This window comes from Pedobacter ginsengisoli, assembly GCF_030244015.1.
Classification (GTDB): Bacteria; Bacteroidota; Bacteroidia; order Sphingobacteriales; family Sphingobacteriaceae; genus Pedobacter; species Pedobacter ginsengisoli.
Genome location: NZ_JASSYX010000004.1, coordinates 126,704 through 144,255, shown reverse-complemented (window position 1 = coordinate 144,255; position 17,552 = coordinate 126,704). Strand labels below are relative to the sequence as shown.

General features: G+C 39.8%; 14 protein-coding genes and 1 tRNA gene. 8 read left to right on the top strand and 7 right to left on the bottom strand.

All coding sequences use genetic code 11. The features are described from left to right. Window positions 1-70: 70 nt before the first annotated feature. The 5 genes from QEP08_RS17950 to QEP08_RS17930 form a co-directional block, all read right to left on the bottom strand. A complete protein-coding gene (locus QEP08_RS17950) occupies window positions 71-3,262 on the bottom strand; it encodes an efflux RND transporter permease subunit (RefSeq protein ID WP_285060012.1) in 3,192 nt (1,063 codons plus the stop codon). Window positions 3,263-3,268: 6 nt separating this feature from the next. Then, on the bottom strand, window positions 3,269-4,330 hold the full coding sequence (locus QEP08_RS17945) for an efflux RND transporter periplasmic adaptor subunit (protein ID WP_285060011.1): 1,062 nt from the start codon (window positions 4,328-4,330) through the stop codon (window positions 3,269-3,271). Continuing rightward, window positions 4,327-5,688, bottom strand: a complete 1,362-nt coding sequence (locus QEP08_RS17940; protein WP_285060010.1) for a TolC family protein — start codon at window positions 5,686-5,688, stop codon at window positions 4,327-4,329. Before QEP08_RS17940 ends, QEP08_RS17945 begins: the two co-directional genes overlap by 4 nt. A gap of 17 nt (window positions 5,689-5,705) precedes the next feature. Next, window positions 5,706-6,311 carry a TetR/AcrR family transcriptional regulator gene (locus tag QEP08_RS17935; RefSeq protein ID WP_285060009.1) on the bottom strand — a complete coding sequence of 202 codons (606 nt, stop codon included), beginning with the start codon at window positions 6,309-6,311 and terminating at the stop codon, window positions 5,706-5,708. 111 nt (window positions 6,312-6,422) lie between these two features. Beyond that, window positions 6,423-7,031: a TetR/AcrR family transcriptional regulator gene (locus QEP08_RS17930; RefSeq protein WP_285060008.1), complete on the bottom strand. Its 609-nt coding sequence runs from the start codon at window positions 7,029-7,031 to the stop codon at window positions 6,423-6,425. 156 nt (window positions 7,032-7,187) lie between these two features. Here QEP08_RS17930 and murB point away from each other — a divergent pair, with 156 nt between their 5' ends. From murB to QEP08_RS17915, 4 genes are all read left to right on the top strand, one after another. Next, window positions 7,188-8,204, top strand: coding sequence for a UDP-N-acetylmuramate dehydrogenase (gene murB / locus QEP08_RS17925; protein ID WP_285060007.1), 1,017 nt, complete (start codon window positions 7,188-7,190; stop codon window positions 8,202-8,204). A 171-nt stretch (window positions 8,205-8,375) separates the two neighbouring features. Continuing rightward, window positions 8,376-8,906 carry an RNA polymerase sigma factor gene (locus QEP08_RS17920; RefSeq protein WP_285060005.1) on the top strand — a complete coding sequence of 177 codons (531 nt, stop codon included), beginning with the start codon at window positions 8,376-8,378 and terminating at the stop codon, window positions 8,904-8,906. 150 nt (window positions 8,907-9,056) lie between these two features. Then, window positions 9,057-9,689 (top strand): lycopene cyclase domain-containing protein, encoded by a 633-nt coding sequence (locus QEP08_RS20925; RefSeq protein WP_431844618.1) that lies wholly within the window; start codon window positions 9,057-9,059, stop codon window positions 9,687-9,689. Between the two features lie 8 nt (window positions 9,690-9,697). After that, the gene (locus tag QEP08_RS17915) at window positions 9,698-9,934 is read left to right on the top strand and encodes a cytochrome b5 domain-containing protein (RefSeq protein ID WP_285060004.1); all 237 of its coding nucleotides are present in this window, start codon (window positions 9,698-9,700) and stop codon (window positions 9,932-9,934) included. A 77-nt stretch (window positions 9,935-10,011) separates the two neighbouring features. On the opposite strand, the gene QEP08_RS17910 is transcribed toward QEP08_RS17915, so the two are convergent. Continuing rightward, window positions 10,012-10,932, bottom strand: a complete 921-nt coding sequence (locus tag QEP08_RS17910) for a PfkB family carbohydrate kinase (protein WP_285060003.1) — start codon at window positions 10,930-10,932, stop codon at window positions 10,012-10,014. A 131-nt stretch (window positions 10,933-11,063) separates the two neighbouring features. Between QEP08_RS17910 and QEP08_RS17905 the strand changes: the two genes are divergently transcribed. Continuing rightward, window positions 11,064-11,137, top strand: a tRNA-Asn gene (locus QEP08_RS17905). Window positions 11,138-11,703: 566 nt separating this feature from the next. On the opposite strand, the gene QEP08_RS17900 is transcribed toward QEP08_RS17905, so the two are convergent. Further along, on the bottom strand, window positions 11,704-12,726 hold the full coding sequence (locus QEP08_RS17900) for a GntR family transcriptional regulator (RefSeq protein WP_285060002.1): 1,023 nt from the start codon (window positions 12,724-12,726) through the stop codon (window positions 11,704-11,706). A 161-nt stretch (window positions 12,727-12,887) separates the two neighbouring features. Between QEP08_RS17900 and murQ the strand changes: the two genes are divergently transcribed. The 3 genes from murQ (at window position 12,888) to QEP08_RS17885 (ending at window position 17,310) form a co-directional block, all read left to right on the top strand. Beyond that, window positions 12,888-13,706: an N-acetylmuramic acid 6-phosphate etherase gene (murQ, locus tag QEP08_RS17895; protein ID WP_285060001.1), complete on the top strand. Its 819-nt coding sequence runs from the start codon at window positions 12,888-12,890 to the stop codon at window positions 13,704-13,706. Then, window positions 13,703-14,998: a sugar MFS transporter gene (locus QEP08_RS17890; RefSeq protein ID WP_285060000.1), complete on the top strand. Its 1,296-nt coding sequence runs from the start codon at window positions 13,703-13,705 to the stop codon at window positions 14,996-14,998. Before murQ ends, QEP08_RS17890 begins: the two co-directional genes overlap by 4 nt. A gap of 77 nt (window positions 14,999-15,075) precedes the next feature. Further along, complete coding sequence (locus QEP08_RS17885; protein ID WP_285059999.1) at window positions 15,076-17,310, top strand: alpha-L-fucosidase; 2,235 nt, start codon at window positions 15,076-15,078, stop codon at window positions 17,308-17,310. The last annotated feature ends 242 nt before the right edge of the window (window positions 17,311-17,552 follow it).

Sequence of the window (17,552 nt, the reverse complement as noted above, 5' to 3'; positions counted from 1 at the left end):
ATAATTGTTTGGACAATAAAAAAAAGAGGGACTTTTTAGGGTCCCTCTTTTATACATCAGTTCATGAATGTTAATGAGTATGGTCTATGTCGTACTCATGTACATCTTTATGTTTATATGGCTCAGCTATAAGCTCTTCCATTGATTTTCCTTTTTTGTCAAGACCAAAATAGTGTAACATATTGTCAAATGCCTGATACATTACCGGGACAACGATTAAGGTCAGGAACAGAGAGCTGGTAAGTCCGCCCACGATGACCCAGGCCAGACCGTTTTTCCACTCTGCACCGGCACCACTGGCCAATGCAATAGGAAGCATTCCGATCACCATGGCAATAGTCGTCATTAGGATCGGTCGTAAACGTGCATGGTTTGCAAGTATCAGCGCTTCATGTGTTGTTTTACCTTCCGCTTTCATCTGGTTTGTGAAATCGACCAGAATGATGGCATTTTTAGCTACCAGACCAATGAGCATAATCAAACCTAAAATGGTGAAAATACCAAGCGACTGATTATTTAATGCAAGAGCGAGTAAAGATCCGATTACCGAAAGCGGAATAGAGAACATTACGACCAGCGGATAAATAAAGCTGTCGTAAAGCGCAACCATGATCAGGTATACCAGGATAACAGATGAAAGTAAAGCAATACCTAATGTGCCAAACCCTTCGCTTTGATTTTCCTGATCACCAGCCCATACGTAGCTAACACCGACAGGTCTTTTAAGCTTGCCATCCTTTTCCAGGGCTTCAAGTTTTGCCTGAAAGTCAGCTACTACAGAACCCGTTGCTCTACCTATTGACTGGGCCTTTACAGAAACAGAGGTACTTTTATCTCTTCTTTCCAGCTGGCTTGGGCCGGCACTTTCTTTAATATCTGCAAATTGTGACAACTTAACCTGCTGGCCGGTAGCATTTACAAAGATCAGATTCCTTACATCGTCAATGTTTTTGCGGTTAAACGCCTGATAACGGATGTTGATGTCGTACTCATATTCCCCTTTACGGAATTTACCATCTGTATTGCCACTAAATGCAGTTTGCATCGTGGTACCTACGGTTTGCAGGCTCAGTCCCAATGCGGCCATCTTATCACGGTCTACCTGGACATTGATCTCAGGGCTGCCTTTTTCTACGGATAACTTCACCTCTGCGGAACCTTCAACTGTTTGTAATACTTTCATGGCCTGTTCAGCATAGTTTAGCGCGCTGTCCAGGTCCGAAGCCATGATGACCATATCAATAGGGGCATTTTCGGCAATACCGAGGATACTGATCGGAACCGTTTTTACTTTTGCACCTACCAGATATTTTGAAAGTTCGCGGCTTACCTTCGTCGCATAAATACTCGATTCATCCTTACGGTCTTTGCGGTCCACCAGTTTTACATTGATCTCGGACTTGTATGCCGTAGCCTGGGTTCCACCAAAGTCACCACTGGACTGACCCACAGTTGTAATCATCTGGGTGATCTCTTTCTTTTTAGAAAGAAAATCCTCTGCTTGCTGTGTAACCTGGTTTGTCTTTTCAATAGATGCATCTTTCGGTAGCTCTATTTGCACAAGGAATTCTCCTTTATCACTTTTAGGAAAGAATTCAAAACCTATAAAACCTCCAATGGTCAGGCCGCATGAGCTCAAAAGCAGCAGGAATACCCCAATGATGGTAATTGCTTTATGGCGTAGCGTCCAGGTCAGAATACCGGTGATCCAAAGTGTGAATTTATGGAGCTGTTTTTCAAACCAGAGAATAAAACGCCCGAATATATTTTTTCCTTCAATCTTTTCAAGTTTACCAAAGCGTGAAGACAATAGCGGAACGATAGTAAATGACGCGACCAGGGAAAGCAGCGTAGCGATGATTACCACTACGCAGAACTGACGCAATATATTTGATACCAGGCCTGTACTAATTGTAATGGGGAAGAATACTACTACGATCACCAAAGTGATTGATACAACTGTAAATCCAATCTCCCGGGTAGCATCATAAGCAGCACGTGCACGATTTTTCCCCATTTCCATGTGCCTGTAGATGTTTTCAAGTACCACAATGGCGTCATCCACAAGGATACCTACCACAAGGGATAACCCCAGTAAAGACATCAGATTTAACGTATACCCAAACAGGCTGATTCCGATAAAAGTAGCAATCAGAGAGGCTGGAATGGACACCATTACAATAGCGGCATTACGTATACTGTGCAGGAAGAAAAGCATAACAAAAGCCACCAGGACGATTGCAAGAATCAAATCATGGATTACTGCATCCGCGGATTCCAGTGTGAAAATCGAACTGTCGTTTACAATTTTGATTTTCAGGTCGTTTGCCTTATAATCGGCCTGTAAAGTCTCAATTGCTTTGTGCATCAGCTTACTCACTTCAACAGCATTGGCATCAGTTTGTTTAACGATCTGTATCGCAATTGCACCTTTTCTGTCAATCCGGGCAATCTTTTCTACTTCCTTTTGGGCATCCTGAACATCTGCGACGTCGGTCAGCCTGATCTGTGCTCCGGCATTGCTGGTTGCCACCACCAGGTTTCTCAGCTCATCAACGGTTTTGTACTTACCTGATAAACGGATCAATATGTCAGAATTGTCAGTTTTCACACTTCCGGTAGGGAAATCAAGGTTTGAAGACAGGATCGCCTGCTGGATTTGAGGTACTGACAGACCATAACCCTGAACCTTGTCAGCATCAAGTCCGACTACAATTTCACGTTCCTGGCCGCCGACAAGGTTTACCTGAGCTACACCTGTTACCCTTGACAAAATAGGGGCTATACGTTTATCGATCAGGTCATAAAATGTAGCATCATCCATTTTTGCAGATGCCGACATAGTGATTACCGGAAGGTCATCCAGAGAAAATTTATTCAGGGAAGGTGGCTTAACATCGGTAGGCAGATCTGCGAGGATAAAGTTCACCTTTCTTTGTGCGTCATTTAAGGAAAGGTCAATATCAGCCTGGTCATTTAAAGTGATTGTCACAACAGACAAACTTTCATAAGAAACTGCATTCAGTTTTTTAATATTTTCCATGGACGATACCGCATCCTCTATTTTCTTGGTTACGGTATTTTCCACCTCATTTGGTGAGGCCCCGGGATATATTGTTGATATTGAAACTACATTGTTTGAGAATTTTGGCAATAGCTCATAACTCAGGGAAAAGTAGCTCAGTAGCCCCATCAATGTTAGCACAGTAAAGACCACGATAACGAGACTGGGGCGCTTGATAGAGATTTCGGTTATTTTCATAATGTCTTATTTTACCGGTACTACGGCACTGCCGTCTACCAAATTGATTTGTCCGCTTGTAATTACAGTTTCGCCTTCTTTTAAGCCGTCTATGATCTCTACATTTTCACCCAGGATCCTGCCGGATATCACTTTGCGGACTCTGGCTTTCCCGTTTTCCATCACAAATACCTGGTTGCTGCTTACACTGCCTACAAATGATCCGCGCGGGATTGTCAAAGCAGGCGCCTGAGCAGGGAATTTAAATATAGCAGTTCCATACATACCCGCTTTAATGTCATGTTTGCCATTGTTTGCAACCTCAATTTCAATAGGAAAGTTTAGTGAATTGTCTGCCTTGGCAGCAATAAAGGTGATCTTTCCACTATAGTCGTCTGCTGGAAAAACATTAGATTTGATCTGGACTACATCCCCAACTTTAAGGTTAGCAACCTGGCTTTCATTTACACTCACTTTCAGTTTCAGTTTAGAAACATCTACCAGTTCAAACATTTGGGTGCCCTGTGTATTTACAAAAGCACCTACCTCGATGTATCTTTTATTGACGATGCCATTTATAGGTGATTTGATGTTCGCATCGCTTACCCTTCTTGATGCACTTTGCAATCTCAGGCGCGCATTTTGAACCGTAAGTCTGGCCTGATCAAGTTGCTGCTGGGTTACACCTCCCGTCTTAAACGAGCTCGCATACCTGGCTTCATCTTTAATTGCATTCTGCAAAGTCGCCTCGGCAGTTTCTTTATCTGTATTGATGATCTCTGCGTCGATGCGGGCAATGACTTGTCCTTTACTTACACGGTCCCCTTCATCTACAAAGATCTTGCTTACGCGGCCTGCATTTTCAGACAGAAAATTGAGCTCCTGATTGGGCGCAAAAACTCCATTAACACTAAAATCAAGATCAATTGGCGCTTTTTTAATGGTTGCGGTACGCACACTCACAGCACCACCACCTTGCGCAACAAGTGCAGTTTTAGCTGCATTCTTTTTCTTATTGCTGTTCAATACAAATGCAATTGCTGTCCCCGCAACTATAATTACCAGTATCGTTATAATTATTCTTTTCATTGTAAAAGTGATTTTATATTTCCGTTTGATTTGATTAATTGTATTTCGGCAATTTTGTAGTTCAAAAGCGCCTGATTATAATTGTTTTGTGCTTCTGTTAATGAATTTTCAGTCTCCAGAAGATCGGTTAGGTTTGCCAGACCGTTATTATAGTTGTTTTGGGTGCTGGTATAAATCTCCTGTGCCAGTAAAACATTCTTACGCTGAGCATTGATGGTATTCATGTTGTTCCTCAATCCTATCTTTGCATTTTCATAGGCCAGATTCAGGGAATTTTTTGTTTGTCTGATGTCTTCCTCCACCTTTTTTAGATTTACATCTGCCTGACGTACCCTTGATCGTGTAGCAAAGCCATCAAAAATCGGGATTTTAAGCGTTACTCCCACAGAAGCGATATCAAACCAGTTGGCAGTTGTATTTCCTCCTTTGAAAAGATCAAATTTATTACTGACGCCACTGTAATTATAGTTGCTGTTTAGGGCCAGGGTCGGGTAATATTCCGATATCTTTGCCTTTCTGTCCAAAGAATAAAGGTCTTTCTGGACACGTGCTATCTTCAGTTCAGTACGGTTATCCAGATTTATGCTTTCAGACATTGCAGGCAATTGCGATACTTCAGTTAATTCGGTAGAAGGCAAAACAATGGCCGTTTCCACTGGCATCCCCATTGAGAACTTCAATTGATTCTCCAATTGTCTGATCGCATTTAGGATCTGCTCTCTCTGTGTCAGCAAATTCGTCATGTTTACACTGATCCTGTCTACATCTATTTTTTTTGCCAGTCCGTTCTTGTACTGGTTTGCGATGATCTTTTCTACCACCTGAACATTTTTGATATTGGTGTCTATAACATTCAGCTGCTGCCTGTTCACCAGTACCGAATAATAATTGTTGGCGACCATCTCTATGATTTGTTCTTCGCTAAGATCAGCGCTTAATTTGTAATAGCTTTCACTTGTTTTAGCGGCTTTAAGTCCCGTGAAAACAGTTTGATTGAAAAGTTGCTGGTTTAACTGAACACCGGCGCCGGCGTTGTATTTGGTGCCTGCTTTGGTAACAATCACCTCGCCCGGCCTTTGAATGATTTCACCAGGCAAAACAATGCTCTGAATGATAAGATTGTCCGTTAAACTTGCGCTGCCTGTTATTTGCGGTAGAGCCTGAGCTCTAATTTCTTCAGTTTTGTATTTCCCGGCATCTATGTCCAGCTTGGCCTTACGTATATTAACACTGTTTTGCACCGCATAATTGAGCGCCTCTTTAAGAGTCAGCGATTGCTGCGCATTCACTCCATTTGATAAAGCTAAACCAAGAAGCAGTAAGGGTATTCTTTTTATCTGTTTAATAATCGTATTCATATGATATAATTTGTAGTCTATTGAAGTCCTTTGATAAATATTTTAGAAAGACTAAGTTGTTTTTCCAGCATGGCCTTCATTTCTTTTTTACTTGGGAAAAGCTCCTTATTGCCATGCATGATACATAGCGAAGTAATGCCTGCAAGACTTTCCAGATACAGTTCCGCGATCTTGTTTACGTCCGTAGGCGCTATTTCTCCATTTTCCATAGCCCGCTCAAAGATTTCGGCATGAAAATCCTCGTTCTTCTTTTTCATCTTCATGAAGTGGGCTCTAAGCTCATCGGAATTTAAAGACGAATCCGGGCTTCCGCCCGATAAATGAAGCATGTAATACTTCTGAAAGAACCGGTGCTTGACTTCTATAAAAATGCCCAGACGGTCTTCAAGGGAGATGTCCGAAGACTTGTCCTTTTCGATGATTTCAAAATAATCGGTGAATATTTTATCGATGACGCCCAGCACCAGGCTGTTCTTGTCCGGGAAATAGTAATACAAAGAGGGTTTAGATACCGATAAATCCTCAGCTATCTCATTCATAGTGGTTTTGTTAATTCCATAATGCATGAAACGCTTGATCGCTCCTTCTATAATTACATCCCTTTTTTTATCTGTTTCTACCATTTTACTTTTTTACTTTCTGACTTTTTTATTCTAAGGGTCAAAAGTAAGGCCATAATCCTGCTTAAGGAATTTTATTGCTAAAATTTCTTAAAACTGACGGATAAATGACAATTAATGCTTGGATTGCAGTCCCGAAAGGAAAATTTCTGCAAACATCCGCTCTTTCATAAAGATCTGTTTAAACTGCTCTTTGGCGGGGTGGATATTTTTGTCTTTGGTAAGGATGTTAAAATGTATTCCGGACAGGGCATCTATAAAAATGTCAGTAGCAAGTTTTGGATCTTCCATAGCCAGTTCACCGCTAGCTATTCCCCTGCTAAAAAGTGAACTTAAAATGATCGTTTCAAAAGTTCTTGCACGTTGAAATTTCTCGTTGAGGCCTTTTGGCAGATCATTGCCAATAATTTGATTGGATTCAAAAAGATTATAGTATTTCTGGATATAGCTCTGCCGTTTTTGAAGAAGCTTAAGTACTCCTTCCGTTGAGGTGGTGGTTTTGTCAATTGACCTGACCAGGTCCCTGCTCATGATCTGCATCAGGTATTCAATGGTGCTAACATACAGGCTCAGTTTGTCAGGAAAATAATAATATAAGAGTGCTTTTGAAAAAGAGATATCCTTAGCGATCTCGGTCATCGTGGTTTTGGAGAGGCCGTAGTGAGCGAACCTCTTTAGCGCTGCTTCAATAATTAATACTCTTTTTTTATCCTGATTTTCCATATAAACAATAATGTGCCGCTTTTTGACATCCTTACACCCTCAGACATCTTTACAATAGAGCCGAAAAATAGGAATTTTTTTTAAATATTATCTTTATCATGTTTATTACACCCCTGTTATCAGTTACATTTGCACAATTATCAATCTGTTCATTCTATGTCGGTACTGCAAGAAAGCATATCTCTAAAGCCATACAATACATTCGGTATACCTGTGAACGCAAGGTATTTTGCAGAAATCGTTAATGAAGGTGATTTGGTGCAATTGCTAAATTCCGACCTTATCGGGGAACAAAAACTTTTGATTTTGGGCGGCGGAAGTAATATCCTGTTTACCGAAGACTTTAACGGGCTTGTGATAAAAGTCAGCATCCCGGGAATAAAATCAATAGAAGATGGAAATGATGTCGTCGTTACAAGCGGAGCAGGTGTGGTGTGGAATGATCTGGTTCAGTATTGTGTTCAGCAGGGTTTTGGAGGCATTGAAAACTTAAGTCTTATCCCTGGAACAGTGGGCGCGTCTCCAATTCAGAACATAGGAGCATATGGCGTCGAACTTAAAGATGTATTCGAATCCTGCGTTGCCTATGAGATAGCAACCGCGAAAACTAAAGTCTTTACCTATAAAGACTGCCAGTTTGGATACCGGGATAGTATTTTCAAAAACGAGCTAAAGAATCAGTACATCATCACATCCGTTAGTTTGAGGTTAAATAAGATTCCGGATGTCAACATTCAGTACGGAGCAATTAAAGATGAACTGGCCAATAGGAATATATCATCACCAACTATATCGGATGTCTCGGCTGTGGTATCAGACATCAGGGTTAGCAAATTACCCGATCCCTCAACTATAGGAAATGCAGGCAGTTTCTTTAAAAATCCCATAATTGACCAGACCCAATTCGATCTGATACTTAAACAATTCCCTGAAATCGTCCATTATCCTGCTCCGAATGGCAGGGTAAAGCTTGCCGCGGGTTGGCTTATAGAACAATGCGGATTTAAAGGAATAATAAGTGGAGAAACGGGAACCTGGAGAAATCAGGCACTGGTTCTAGTAAATCATGGTCATGCTACCGGTCAGGAAGTGTATAGTTTTTCAGAACAGATCGTCGTTGCAGTGGATGCCAAATTTCATGTTAAGCTTGAAAGAGAGGTAAATATTCTGTGACATCCGGCAAGACATAGCCCTGAGCCGCGAAAATTAATTTGACAATACCAGAAGTGATTTTTGGTATACCAATTGTGTATGTTTTAGTAATATAAGTTTAAACAAACTGATAAGCGCCACTTATAAAACTCTTTTTGTTTGCCTTTTTTTTAACCCTAAAACTTAAACATTATGACAAAAAATGAATTCAACCTCCAGCTAAACGACCATTCGGTTTCTTTGCAGTCATTCGCTTTAAATTTTACCAAAGACATAGAAGATGCAAACGACTTAGTACAGGATACCATGTTGAAGGCAGTGACCTATTACAGTAAATTTAAAGAAGGTACAAATTTGAAGGGTTGGTTATTCACCATTATGAAAAACACCTTTATTAACAATTATAGAAGACTGGTGAAAACCAATTCGTTAATTACCCAATCTGATGATATTTCTTCAGCCAATCTGCATTATAGCGCGGCTAAAAACAGCAGTGAAAGTAAATTTGTGATCAGTGATATCAATAAAGCCCTGGCTACTTTACAACCAGAGTATTATGTGCCCTTTATCAAATATTTCGAAGGATTTAAATACCATGAAATTGCCGATGAGCTGAATATTCCGATTGGGACAGTAAAAACCAGGATCCATGTTGCACGTCAGATTTTAAAGAAATATCTAAAAACATATTCCAAAGACATTCTCGGTGCAGATATCGTATAAAGCGGATAAATCTTTGATAAAGGGATGCCATTGCGGCATCCCTTTTTTTATTGGAGGATTTTAGTTTGCTGCATGTGAAAGATGATATTGCGCCTGAGGAGGCTTAATGTAAGGTTAAAAGCATACTTTTGAAGCTGAAATTTTGGATACATGAACTACACCTATTTATCGGTCAGCATAGTACTCCTGCTACCGCCTTTATTTCTTTTGTTTGGCAGGAGAAAAAGGTATTTTAGCGGATGGAAGCTTGCACTCCCGGCTGCGCTGATTCCGTCCATATTACTTATTGCTGCCTCTCACTTGCTTCGGCTGTCAGGTTTTTTGACTTTTGATCCACGTTATATTACTGGTCTCTATCTTGGAATCCTACCTTTGGAAGAATGGTTGTTTTGTCTCTTAATGCCCTTTACGGGACTATGCATTTACAACTTTCTGAACCTGACCTTCCCAGACGACAGACTGCAAAAATTCAGTCTTACAGTTAGCAACTTATTACTGGGGCTGTGTATAGCCATGCTTTTCTTTGCTTATAGATCCGGAAATATATATAGCATAGTTTTCAATGTCGTTTTAGTGCTCTTGCTTATCTATATTGAATACTTCAATAAATTGAGGTTCATGTACAGATTTTATCGTGCTTACCTGGTGTATATGGTTTTGATTTTTCCTGTTTACTTTATCCTAACAGGCTTAGCTCAGATTCATTTCTATTTTATGATCATACTTCTGGCAAGTATATATCTGTTCGAGGTTTTTAACAGTAAAACAACTTCAGCAAAATAGTGCGTAATATGACAGATCAGCCTCTTTATACCAAACAGCAGCTGGCATTGCGCAACGGGCAGGACAAGCCGCAAATCTGGGTAGCCTACAAAGGGCTGATCTATGATGTAACCGAAAGCAGGCTCTGGAGAAATGGAAAGCATTATGAGCATTGGGCAGGGCAGGACCTCACAGACGAATTGCCGGACGCACCGCACACCGAAACTGTATTTGAGAAATTTACTGTTATCGGCAAATTAAAATAAACAACCACTCAGGCATAAACGGGATGCCAAATTAATTTCCGACATCCCAACTCTGTGCTTGCCTTTCTAAAACTTGTTTAAGCCTCGATAGTAAATGCACTCAGGCTCACAAATTCCTGTACTCTTGCAGCAACTTCAATATCCGTTAAGTTGAGGATCTTTTCCGTGCCAAATTTTTCTACGCAGAATGAAGCAAGTGCCGATCCGAAAATAATCGCATTTTTCATATTATTGAAATTCACCGTTCCAACTTTTGCCATATAACCGATAAATCCACCTGCAAATGTATCCCCGGCGCCGGTTGGGTCAAAAACATCTGCTAAAGGAAGCGCAGGGGCTGAGAAAACTTTGTCTTCATGGAAAAGCAATGCACCATGCTCACCTTTTTTGATGATCAGGTACTTCGGCCCCATAGTTAGTATTTTCCTGGCTGCTTTCACCAGAGAGTATTCACCGGAAAGCTGGCGCGCTTCAGCGTCATTGATGGTCAGGACATCTACCATTTTAATCGTTTCGAGCAGGTCAGGCATCATGATGTCCATCCAGAAGTTCATCGTGTCCAGTACAATCAGCTTTGGGCGCGTTTTAAGGCGTTTAATAACCGTAGACTGTACAACAGGAGTCAGATTGCCAAGCATCAGGTATTCGCAGTCCTGATAGTTCTCCGGGATGACCGGATCAAAAGCTTCCAATACATTCAATTCTGTAATCAACGTATCGCGGCTGTTCATGTCGTTATGGTACTTGCCTGACCAAAAGAATGATTTTTCTCCTTCTTTTATTTGTAACCCTTCAGTATCAATTCCGTGTTCGGTAAAAATATCAATGTTGTCCTGGCCAAAGTCATCACCTACGACGGAAACTATTTTTGTCTTGTCATAAAAGTAAGAAGCAGCCAAACCTGCATAGGTTGCAGCGCCGCCAACTATTTTATCGGTCTTTCCGAAGGGTGTTTCGATAGCATCAAAAGCTACGGTTCCTATGATTATCAGGCTCATATATTTTTTTTAATATTTTTTTACTGCAAATATTGCATAAATAATTTAAAAGCCCTAATATTGCATTCCCAAAACGGACAAAGCTTTACGTTCTTAAATGAATCAAAAAGCCCGTTTTGGTAGCCGGATACTCCTTCTTAGCTCAGCCGGTTAGAGCATCTGACTGTTAATCAGAGGGTCGCTGGTTCGAGCCCAGCAGAAGGAGCTCGAAATCAATGATTAAACCCTACTCTTCCGAGTGGGGTTTTTTATTTGCACACATGTGTATTTCGATAAAGTAACCCATTCATTTTGCTCCAAACTGGCCACGTGACGAATTGCCGAGTGGTAAATAATTGCTCCCTGGTTCCAATAGTTAGCATATTTCCCTCTCAATGGCGTCCGAAATCAATCTCAACATGCTTTAAAGGCTGTTTTGGCGCCTTCCAAATCCTTATTTGACTTGATTTTAGACGATTCAGACCAAATTGAGCAAAAATTTCTGCCCTAAGCCTATGATCAGATCAAGTGAGTTATACCAGTTGCATTGTGAACACGCCCCATATGCGCTTATTCGGCTTAATCCATAATAAGAAATCGAAACATACATTTACAGAAAACACGGTTTGAGGCCGTTAAAGGACAATTTTAATTGAAATAAAGCGTCAGTTTAGCACGGAACAACACGTCAGGTTAAATGCGGAATGATCGAACACTTTCGCTGAAATACCCACTAAATATCACTGTCCTATTGAATATTTATTAAGTGCGGAACAAGTGGTTGTTTCCGGTTTAGAAAGAACTTCGTTCAATAGTCAGAAATGGATTTTCTATCTTTTCCCTCTTGTTGTTCAAAACCATCTTCGCCATGTCCCTGCCCATTTTGCCGAAATCGCTCGTTATTGTAGTAATTCCTTCTGCAATTACACTTTTTAGCGGGGTCTCATTGTAGGAAACTATTCCAACATCCCTTCCAAGAATCCATCCATTTGATTTTGCTCCATTGATGATATTAACTAAATCACCATCGTCATTGATAATGTACAAGTCACCTTTCCTGAATTTGAAGGTCAATGTTTTCTTTTCTACAATACCAGGTATAGCTGAATTTTTAAAAAAAGTTTCAAAACCGGTTATAACATCATAAGACCGGGAATTACTAGAGAACAATAAAACCACGCGCTTATACTTCGTCAGCCGTTCTTTATAGCTTTCCAGAAAAGTATAAATGTCTTTTTCATAGTTTTGGCACACATAGGGATACTTGCTTCCAAGTTCCTTCATTCCCGAATCGAGAAGATATAACCGCCTTTGATCAAGTTCAGTTAATATCTTCTCTGAATCTTTATGCAGCACAGGCATGACAATAAAAGTATTATAGTAGGCTGAATGATTTCTAACCAATGTCTCAAAAACTTTAATGTTATGGTGATGGAAATAAATGTCAACTGTTGCTTTGGTTTTTATCTCATCAATAAAAGCGTTGAATAAAACCTCTCTGTAAGGGTTAAACGTACTTAACAACAAAAATATATTTTTATCAGTATTAATGTTGTCATTAGTTACGAAGTACCCTTTCCCTGGTATGGAATCTATAGTGCCGTTGTTCCGAAGATCGTTATAAGCTTTAAAAATTGAGCCCCTTGCAATCGAAAATTCTGCTGCAATATGATTAACTGAAGGTAATAGATCTCCCTGTTTAAGTTTGCCAATGGCAATAGATTCACGAATGGACTGCACTATTTGTTTATAAATAGGTTTAGATTCCTGAGGATTGATTTTAATTAAAGATTGCTCTTCTAAAGCGGTTTTCATGGGCCAAATATATAACATCTAAACACTTATGATAAAAAAATATTTTAAGAACCAGCAAAAAAACTTTGGAAATATGTTTTTTATATCTAATATTGTTTTATGTACCAGTATATACTAGTACATAATTTGGGGCTAGCAATTACTTAATTTTATATCATTATATGAATTCCGAAAGAATTACTGAAATGCCATCGAAATACAGGCACGTAGAAAAAATGTCAACGGTTGAAGTATTGAGTAATATCAATATGGAAGATGGTACGGTCGCTGATTCGATAAAACAACATATACCGCAGATTGGTAATCTGGTCAATATAATCAAGGAAAAACTTTTAGCAGGAGGAAGGCTTTTTTACATTGGTGCAGGTACCAGCGGACGATTGGGAGTACTGGATGCCAGCGAATGCCCACCAACTTTTGGGGTTTCATCTGACGTAGTTATAGGTATTATGGCAGGTGGTGATGAGGCATTAAGATTCGGCTTCGAGGATGCAGAAGACAGTGAAGATATGGGATGGGCAGATTTGAATAGGTATGAGCCGACTGTGAACGATGTGGTTATCGGTATCGCAGCCAGTGGAAGTACCCCTTATGTAATAGGGGCATTAAAACAAGCGCAAAAGAGGGGAATTGTAACCGGATCAATTGTATGCAATATAGAAAGTCCTATTTCCGAATTTGCTGATTTTCCAATAGAAGTGGTTGTTGGTCCTGAATTTATAACCGGGAGCACGAGGATGAAAAGTGGTACTGCCCAAAAATTGATCTTAAACATGATATCCACGGCTACCATGATCGGTATTGGAAGGGTTCAGGATAACAAGATGGTAAACATGCAAATCAGCAATCAGAAATTGATTGACAGGGGAACAAAAATGTTAATGGAAAAGGCAGGTATACAGGATTATGAAAAAGCAAAAGCAATGTTAATAGCATATGGAAGTGTTCAGGAAGCTTTAAAAATAACTCAGAAATTATGACAAGTGTATCAATACCGTTGAATCCCTTGAAAGAGAAAAGTTATATGGCTCAGATAATCACGATAGGAGGATTCTTCTTCATATTTGGGTTTTTAACGTGGGTAAACGGTACATTAATTCCTTACCTGAAAATTGCTTGTGAACTGGAAGAGTGGCAGGCTTATCTCGTGGTTTTTGCATTTTATATTTCTTATACAGTAATGGCTTTGCCATCCGGGAAGCTGCTGGAGCGTACGGGAATGGTACGCGGGATGAGGATCGGCCTGCTTATAATGGCATCTGGTTGTCTTCTTTTTGTGCCCGCTGCACTGACAAGAATGTTTCCTCTGTTTCTTTCGGGTCTATTTGTTGTCGGGGCAGGATTAACGTTATTGCAAACTGCAGTTAACCCTTACATTACCTTGCTCGGGTCGCCAGAAAGAGCTGCCCAAAGAATCAGCATAATGGGAATATGCAATAAGTTTGCAGGTGTTATTGCGCCGATAATTTTAGGAACGATCCTGCTCAATAAATCAGACCTTCTTGTCACCGAATTAAAAGCCCTTACTGGTTTAGCAAAACAAGAACGATTGGATGAACTGGCGCAGGGTGTAATCTTACCTTATGTGATTTTGACATTGATTTTAGTATTGATTGCATGGCTTTTGAAACATGCCAACCTTCCGCTTCTGCCAGTTGAAAATTCCGCAAAAAAGGACATCGAACAGCCACTGACAAGCCAACAGCTTAAAAGTTTTTCATTGGGATTTCTGGCTATATTTTGTTCTGTTGGTGTTGAGGTTATTGCGGGCGATACAATAGGGAATTATGGTCTTTATCATAATTTCAGTTTGGATATCGCCAAGAGTTTGACCTCCTATACCCTCGCAGCGATGATGACTGGTTATATTATCGGTGTGATCGTTATTCCCAGATATGTAAGCCAGGAAAGGGCTTTTCTGATATCGAATGTTTTGGCGATTATTCTTACGCTGGTCGTCCTTTTTACTCCAGGCATAATTTCGATCGGCGCAGTGGCATTATTAGGATTCGCTAACGCATTATTGTGGCCGGTTATTTGGCCAAAGGCCCTGAAAACACTTAAAGGGAAGCAATTGAATAAAGCATCTGCGGTATTGATCATGGGCATTGCGGGAGGCGCAGTATTGCCTTTGCTCTATGGCTGGATATCTCATGCTTATAATAACCAGGTTGCATACCTTATTGTCATCCCCTGTTATCTTTTTAATATTCTTTATTCCTTTATCACCCAACAAAAAATTCAGTCGGGAAACTTAACGATTAAAATTTAGAACCATAAACATGAAATCTAACATTAGTAAAAGTCATCCATTTTAAGCTATAGAACGATATCATTAACTCAACTCAAATGAAAAAAATATTTATTGCAACTACTTTAATGGCAATGCTTTATTGGAAAACAGAAGCACAAAGCGATGGAATAAGGCCGAAAAGCACAATTGCCGTTTCTACAGACGATTCCAAGGCTACGATTATAACCAAGGCAGCACATGTAGTACCAACTCCTAACCAGCTTAGTGCGTTAAAAAATGAATTTATTGCTTTTATACATTTTGGCCCTAATACTTTTACACGGATGGAATGGGGCAATGGGAAAGAAGACCCTGAAATTTTCAATTTAAAGGAACTACATACCGACCAGTGGTGCCAGGCGATGAAAACAGCGGGCATGAAAATGGTAATTATTACTGTGAAACATCATGACGGATTTGTCCTTTGGCAAAGCCGTTATACTAATCATGGCATTATGTCCACAGGTTTTAAAAACGGGAAAGGCGATATTTTGAAGGAATTATCAGCATCTTGCAAAAAATATGGCTTAAAGCTTGGCGTTTATTTATCTCCTGCTGATCTATTTCAGATCGAGAGCCCTACTGGTTTATACGGTAATTTAAGTAAGGTAAACAAACGCACCATTCCCCGTCAGGTTTCCGGAAGACCCTTTGCCAGCAAGACCAAATTTGAATTTGAGGTTGATGATTATAATGAATATTTCCTAAACCAACTATATGAATTGTTAACAGAATATGGTCCGATTGATGAAGTCTGGTTTGATGGTGCACATCCAAAAACTAAAGGTGGTCAGAAATACAACTATGCTGCCTGGAAAAGACTGATACATACTTTAGCTCCTAAAGCTGTTATTTTTGGACGTGAAGATATTCGTTGGTGTGGTAATGAGTCAGGCGTAACACGGGATACTGAATGGAATATAATTCCCTATTCTGAGAACCCACACACAATAAGCAACTTCCCAGATCTAACGCAACAATCTTTGGGAAGCAGAGATGACCTATACCAGGGAAAATATTTGCATTACCAACAAGCCGAGACAAATACCTCCATACGCGAGGGGTGGTTTTATCGCGATGATGAGAAACAAAAAGTACGCAGTGCTGATGACGTTTTTGATATTTACGAAAGAGCCGTTGGTGGTAACTCTACTTTCTTGCTCAACATACCCCCCAACAGACAAGGTAAATTCTCTTCAGAGGACGTAAAAGTCTTGTCCGAAGTTGGCAAGCGCATTAATGAAACTTATGGCAGGAATCTGTTTGCTGGTGCAAAAGGATCAACACCGGTATTGGATAGTAGTTTAGATACCTATTTATTGCTAGATAAAGCAGAAAAAAGTATTGAAATTACTACAATCAAGCCGGTTACTATAAACAGAATTGTTTTGCAAGAAGCAATAGCCTCTCATGGTGAGCGGGTAGAAGAGCATGTAATTGAGGCTTGGATAGGAAACAATTGGCAAAAAATTGCTTCAGCAACAAATATTGGTTATAAACGTATATTGAGGTTTCCAGAGGTTACCACGTCAAAATTCAGGTTGAAAGTTCTTTCGTCGAGAGCCGATCCAGCTATTGCTACAATTGAAGCACATTATTACTACACAAAACCACCTCAATTACAATTTGCGAGAGACATTAATGGGCTCTTAACTATATCTCCAAAAACACATGAGTTTGGATGGAAACCGCATGGACAGAATGCAATAGAAAATTTAAGTAAAGACATTGAAATTTATTATACTACCGACGGCACAGAGCCTACTACATTATCAAAAAAATATACAGGTCCATTTTCAATGGCGACGGGTAAAATTAAAGCGGTTGCGATGGCACACCAAGATAAAGGGAGCGTTACTGCAGAAACATTTGGCCTGATAAAGAAAAGCTGGAAATTATTAGCCGTAAGCAATGAGGCAAGTAAAAATAAAGGAGTCATGGCCTTTGATGCTGACAAACAAACTTACTGGCTTTCTGGACTTGACGATCAAAAACGTCAGATTGCTGTCGATTTGGGTGCTAATACAAGTCTAACAGCCTTTATTTATACCCCGCCAAGAGATTTTTTAGATGGTATGATGGAAAAAGGTGTGATTCATGTTAGCAATGATGGTAGAAGTTGGACGATGGTAGAGAGCTTTGAGTTTGGTAATCTGATTAATGACCCAACACCCAGAACGCACTATTTTAAAAAAGCAATATCAACAAGGTATATACAAATACAAGCAACAGGTATTGCATCAAACAAGAAATCTTTGGCTATAGCTGAGCTGGATTTTTTATATAAATAAGCAGTAAGTATTCATTAATTAATCAAATAACCAAACTAACTAAAACAAACCAAAATGAGAAGACCTGGAAAAGTACCTTAGGACAGACTAGAACAGAGACCATATAAAAATCAGGAGCGTCGCAAGCGCTCCCGACTTGAATCTCTGATAAACCAAAAATGAGTATTGAATTCTTTTTTTTATCTAAACAGAAACCAAATGTATAGAAATTACTCTGATAATTTATATCTGCCAAGTTGGCT

Coding starts and splice junctions, on each gene's coding strand:
- QEP08_RS17920 (WP_285060005.1), top strand. CDS start 8,376: ATGACAAAAAATGAATTCAACCTCCAGCTAAACGACCATTCGGTTTCT.
- QEP08_RS17915 (WP_285060004.1), top strand. CDS start 9,698: ATGACAGATCAGCCTCTTTATACCAAACAGCAGCTGGCATTGCGCAAC.
- QEP08_RS17945 (WP_285060011.1), bottom strand. CDS start 4,330: ATGAAAAGAATAATTATAACGATACTGGTAATTATAGTTGCGGGGACA.
- QEP08_RS17940 (WP_285060010.1), bottom strand. CDS start 5,688: ATGAATACGATTATTAAACAGATAAAAAGAATACCCTTACTGCTTCTT.
- QEP08_RS17935 (WP_285060009.1), bottom strand. CDS start 6,311: ATGGTAGAAACAGATAAAAAAAGGGATGTAATTATAGAAGGAGCGATC.
- QEP08_RS17885 (WP_285059999.1), top strand. CDS start 15,076: ATGAAAAAAATATTTATTGCAACTACTTTAATGGCAATGCTTTATTGG.
- QEP08_RS17890 (WP_285060000.1), top strand. CDS start 13,703: ATGACAAGTGTATCAATACCGTTGAATCCCTTGAAAGAGAAAAGTTAT.
- QEP08_RS17930 (WP_285060008.1), bottom strand. CDS start 7,031: ATGGAAAATCAGGATAAAAAAAGAGTATTAATTATTGAAGCAGCGCTA.
- murB (WP_285060007.1), top strand. CDS start 7,188: ATGTCGGTACTGCAAGAAAGCATATCTCTAAAGCCATACAATACATTC.
- QEP08_RS20925 (WP_431844618.1), top strand. CDS start 9,057: ATGAACTACACCTATTTATCGGTCAGCATAGTACTCCTGCTACCGCCT.
- murQ (WP_285060001.1), top strand. CDS start 12,888: ATGAATTCCGAAAGAATTACTGAAATGCCATCGAAATACAGGCACGTA.
- QEP08_RS17950 (WP_285060012.1), bottom strand. CDS start 3,262: ATGAAAATAACCGAAATCTCTATCAAGCGCCCCAGTCTCGTTATCGTG.
- QEP08_RS17910 (WP_285060003.1), bottom strand. CDS start 10,932: ATGAGCCTGATAATCATAGGAACCGTAGCTTTTGATGCTATCGAAACA.
- QEP08_RS17900 (WP_285060002.1), bottom strand. CDS start 12,726: ATGAAAACCGCTTTAGAAGAGCAATCTTTAATTAAAATCAATCCTCAG.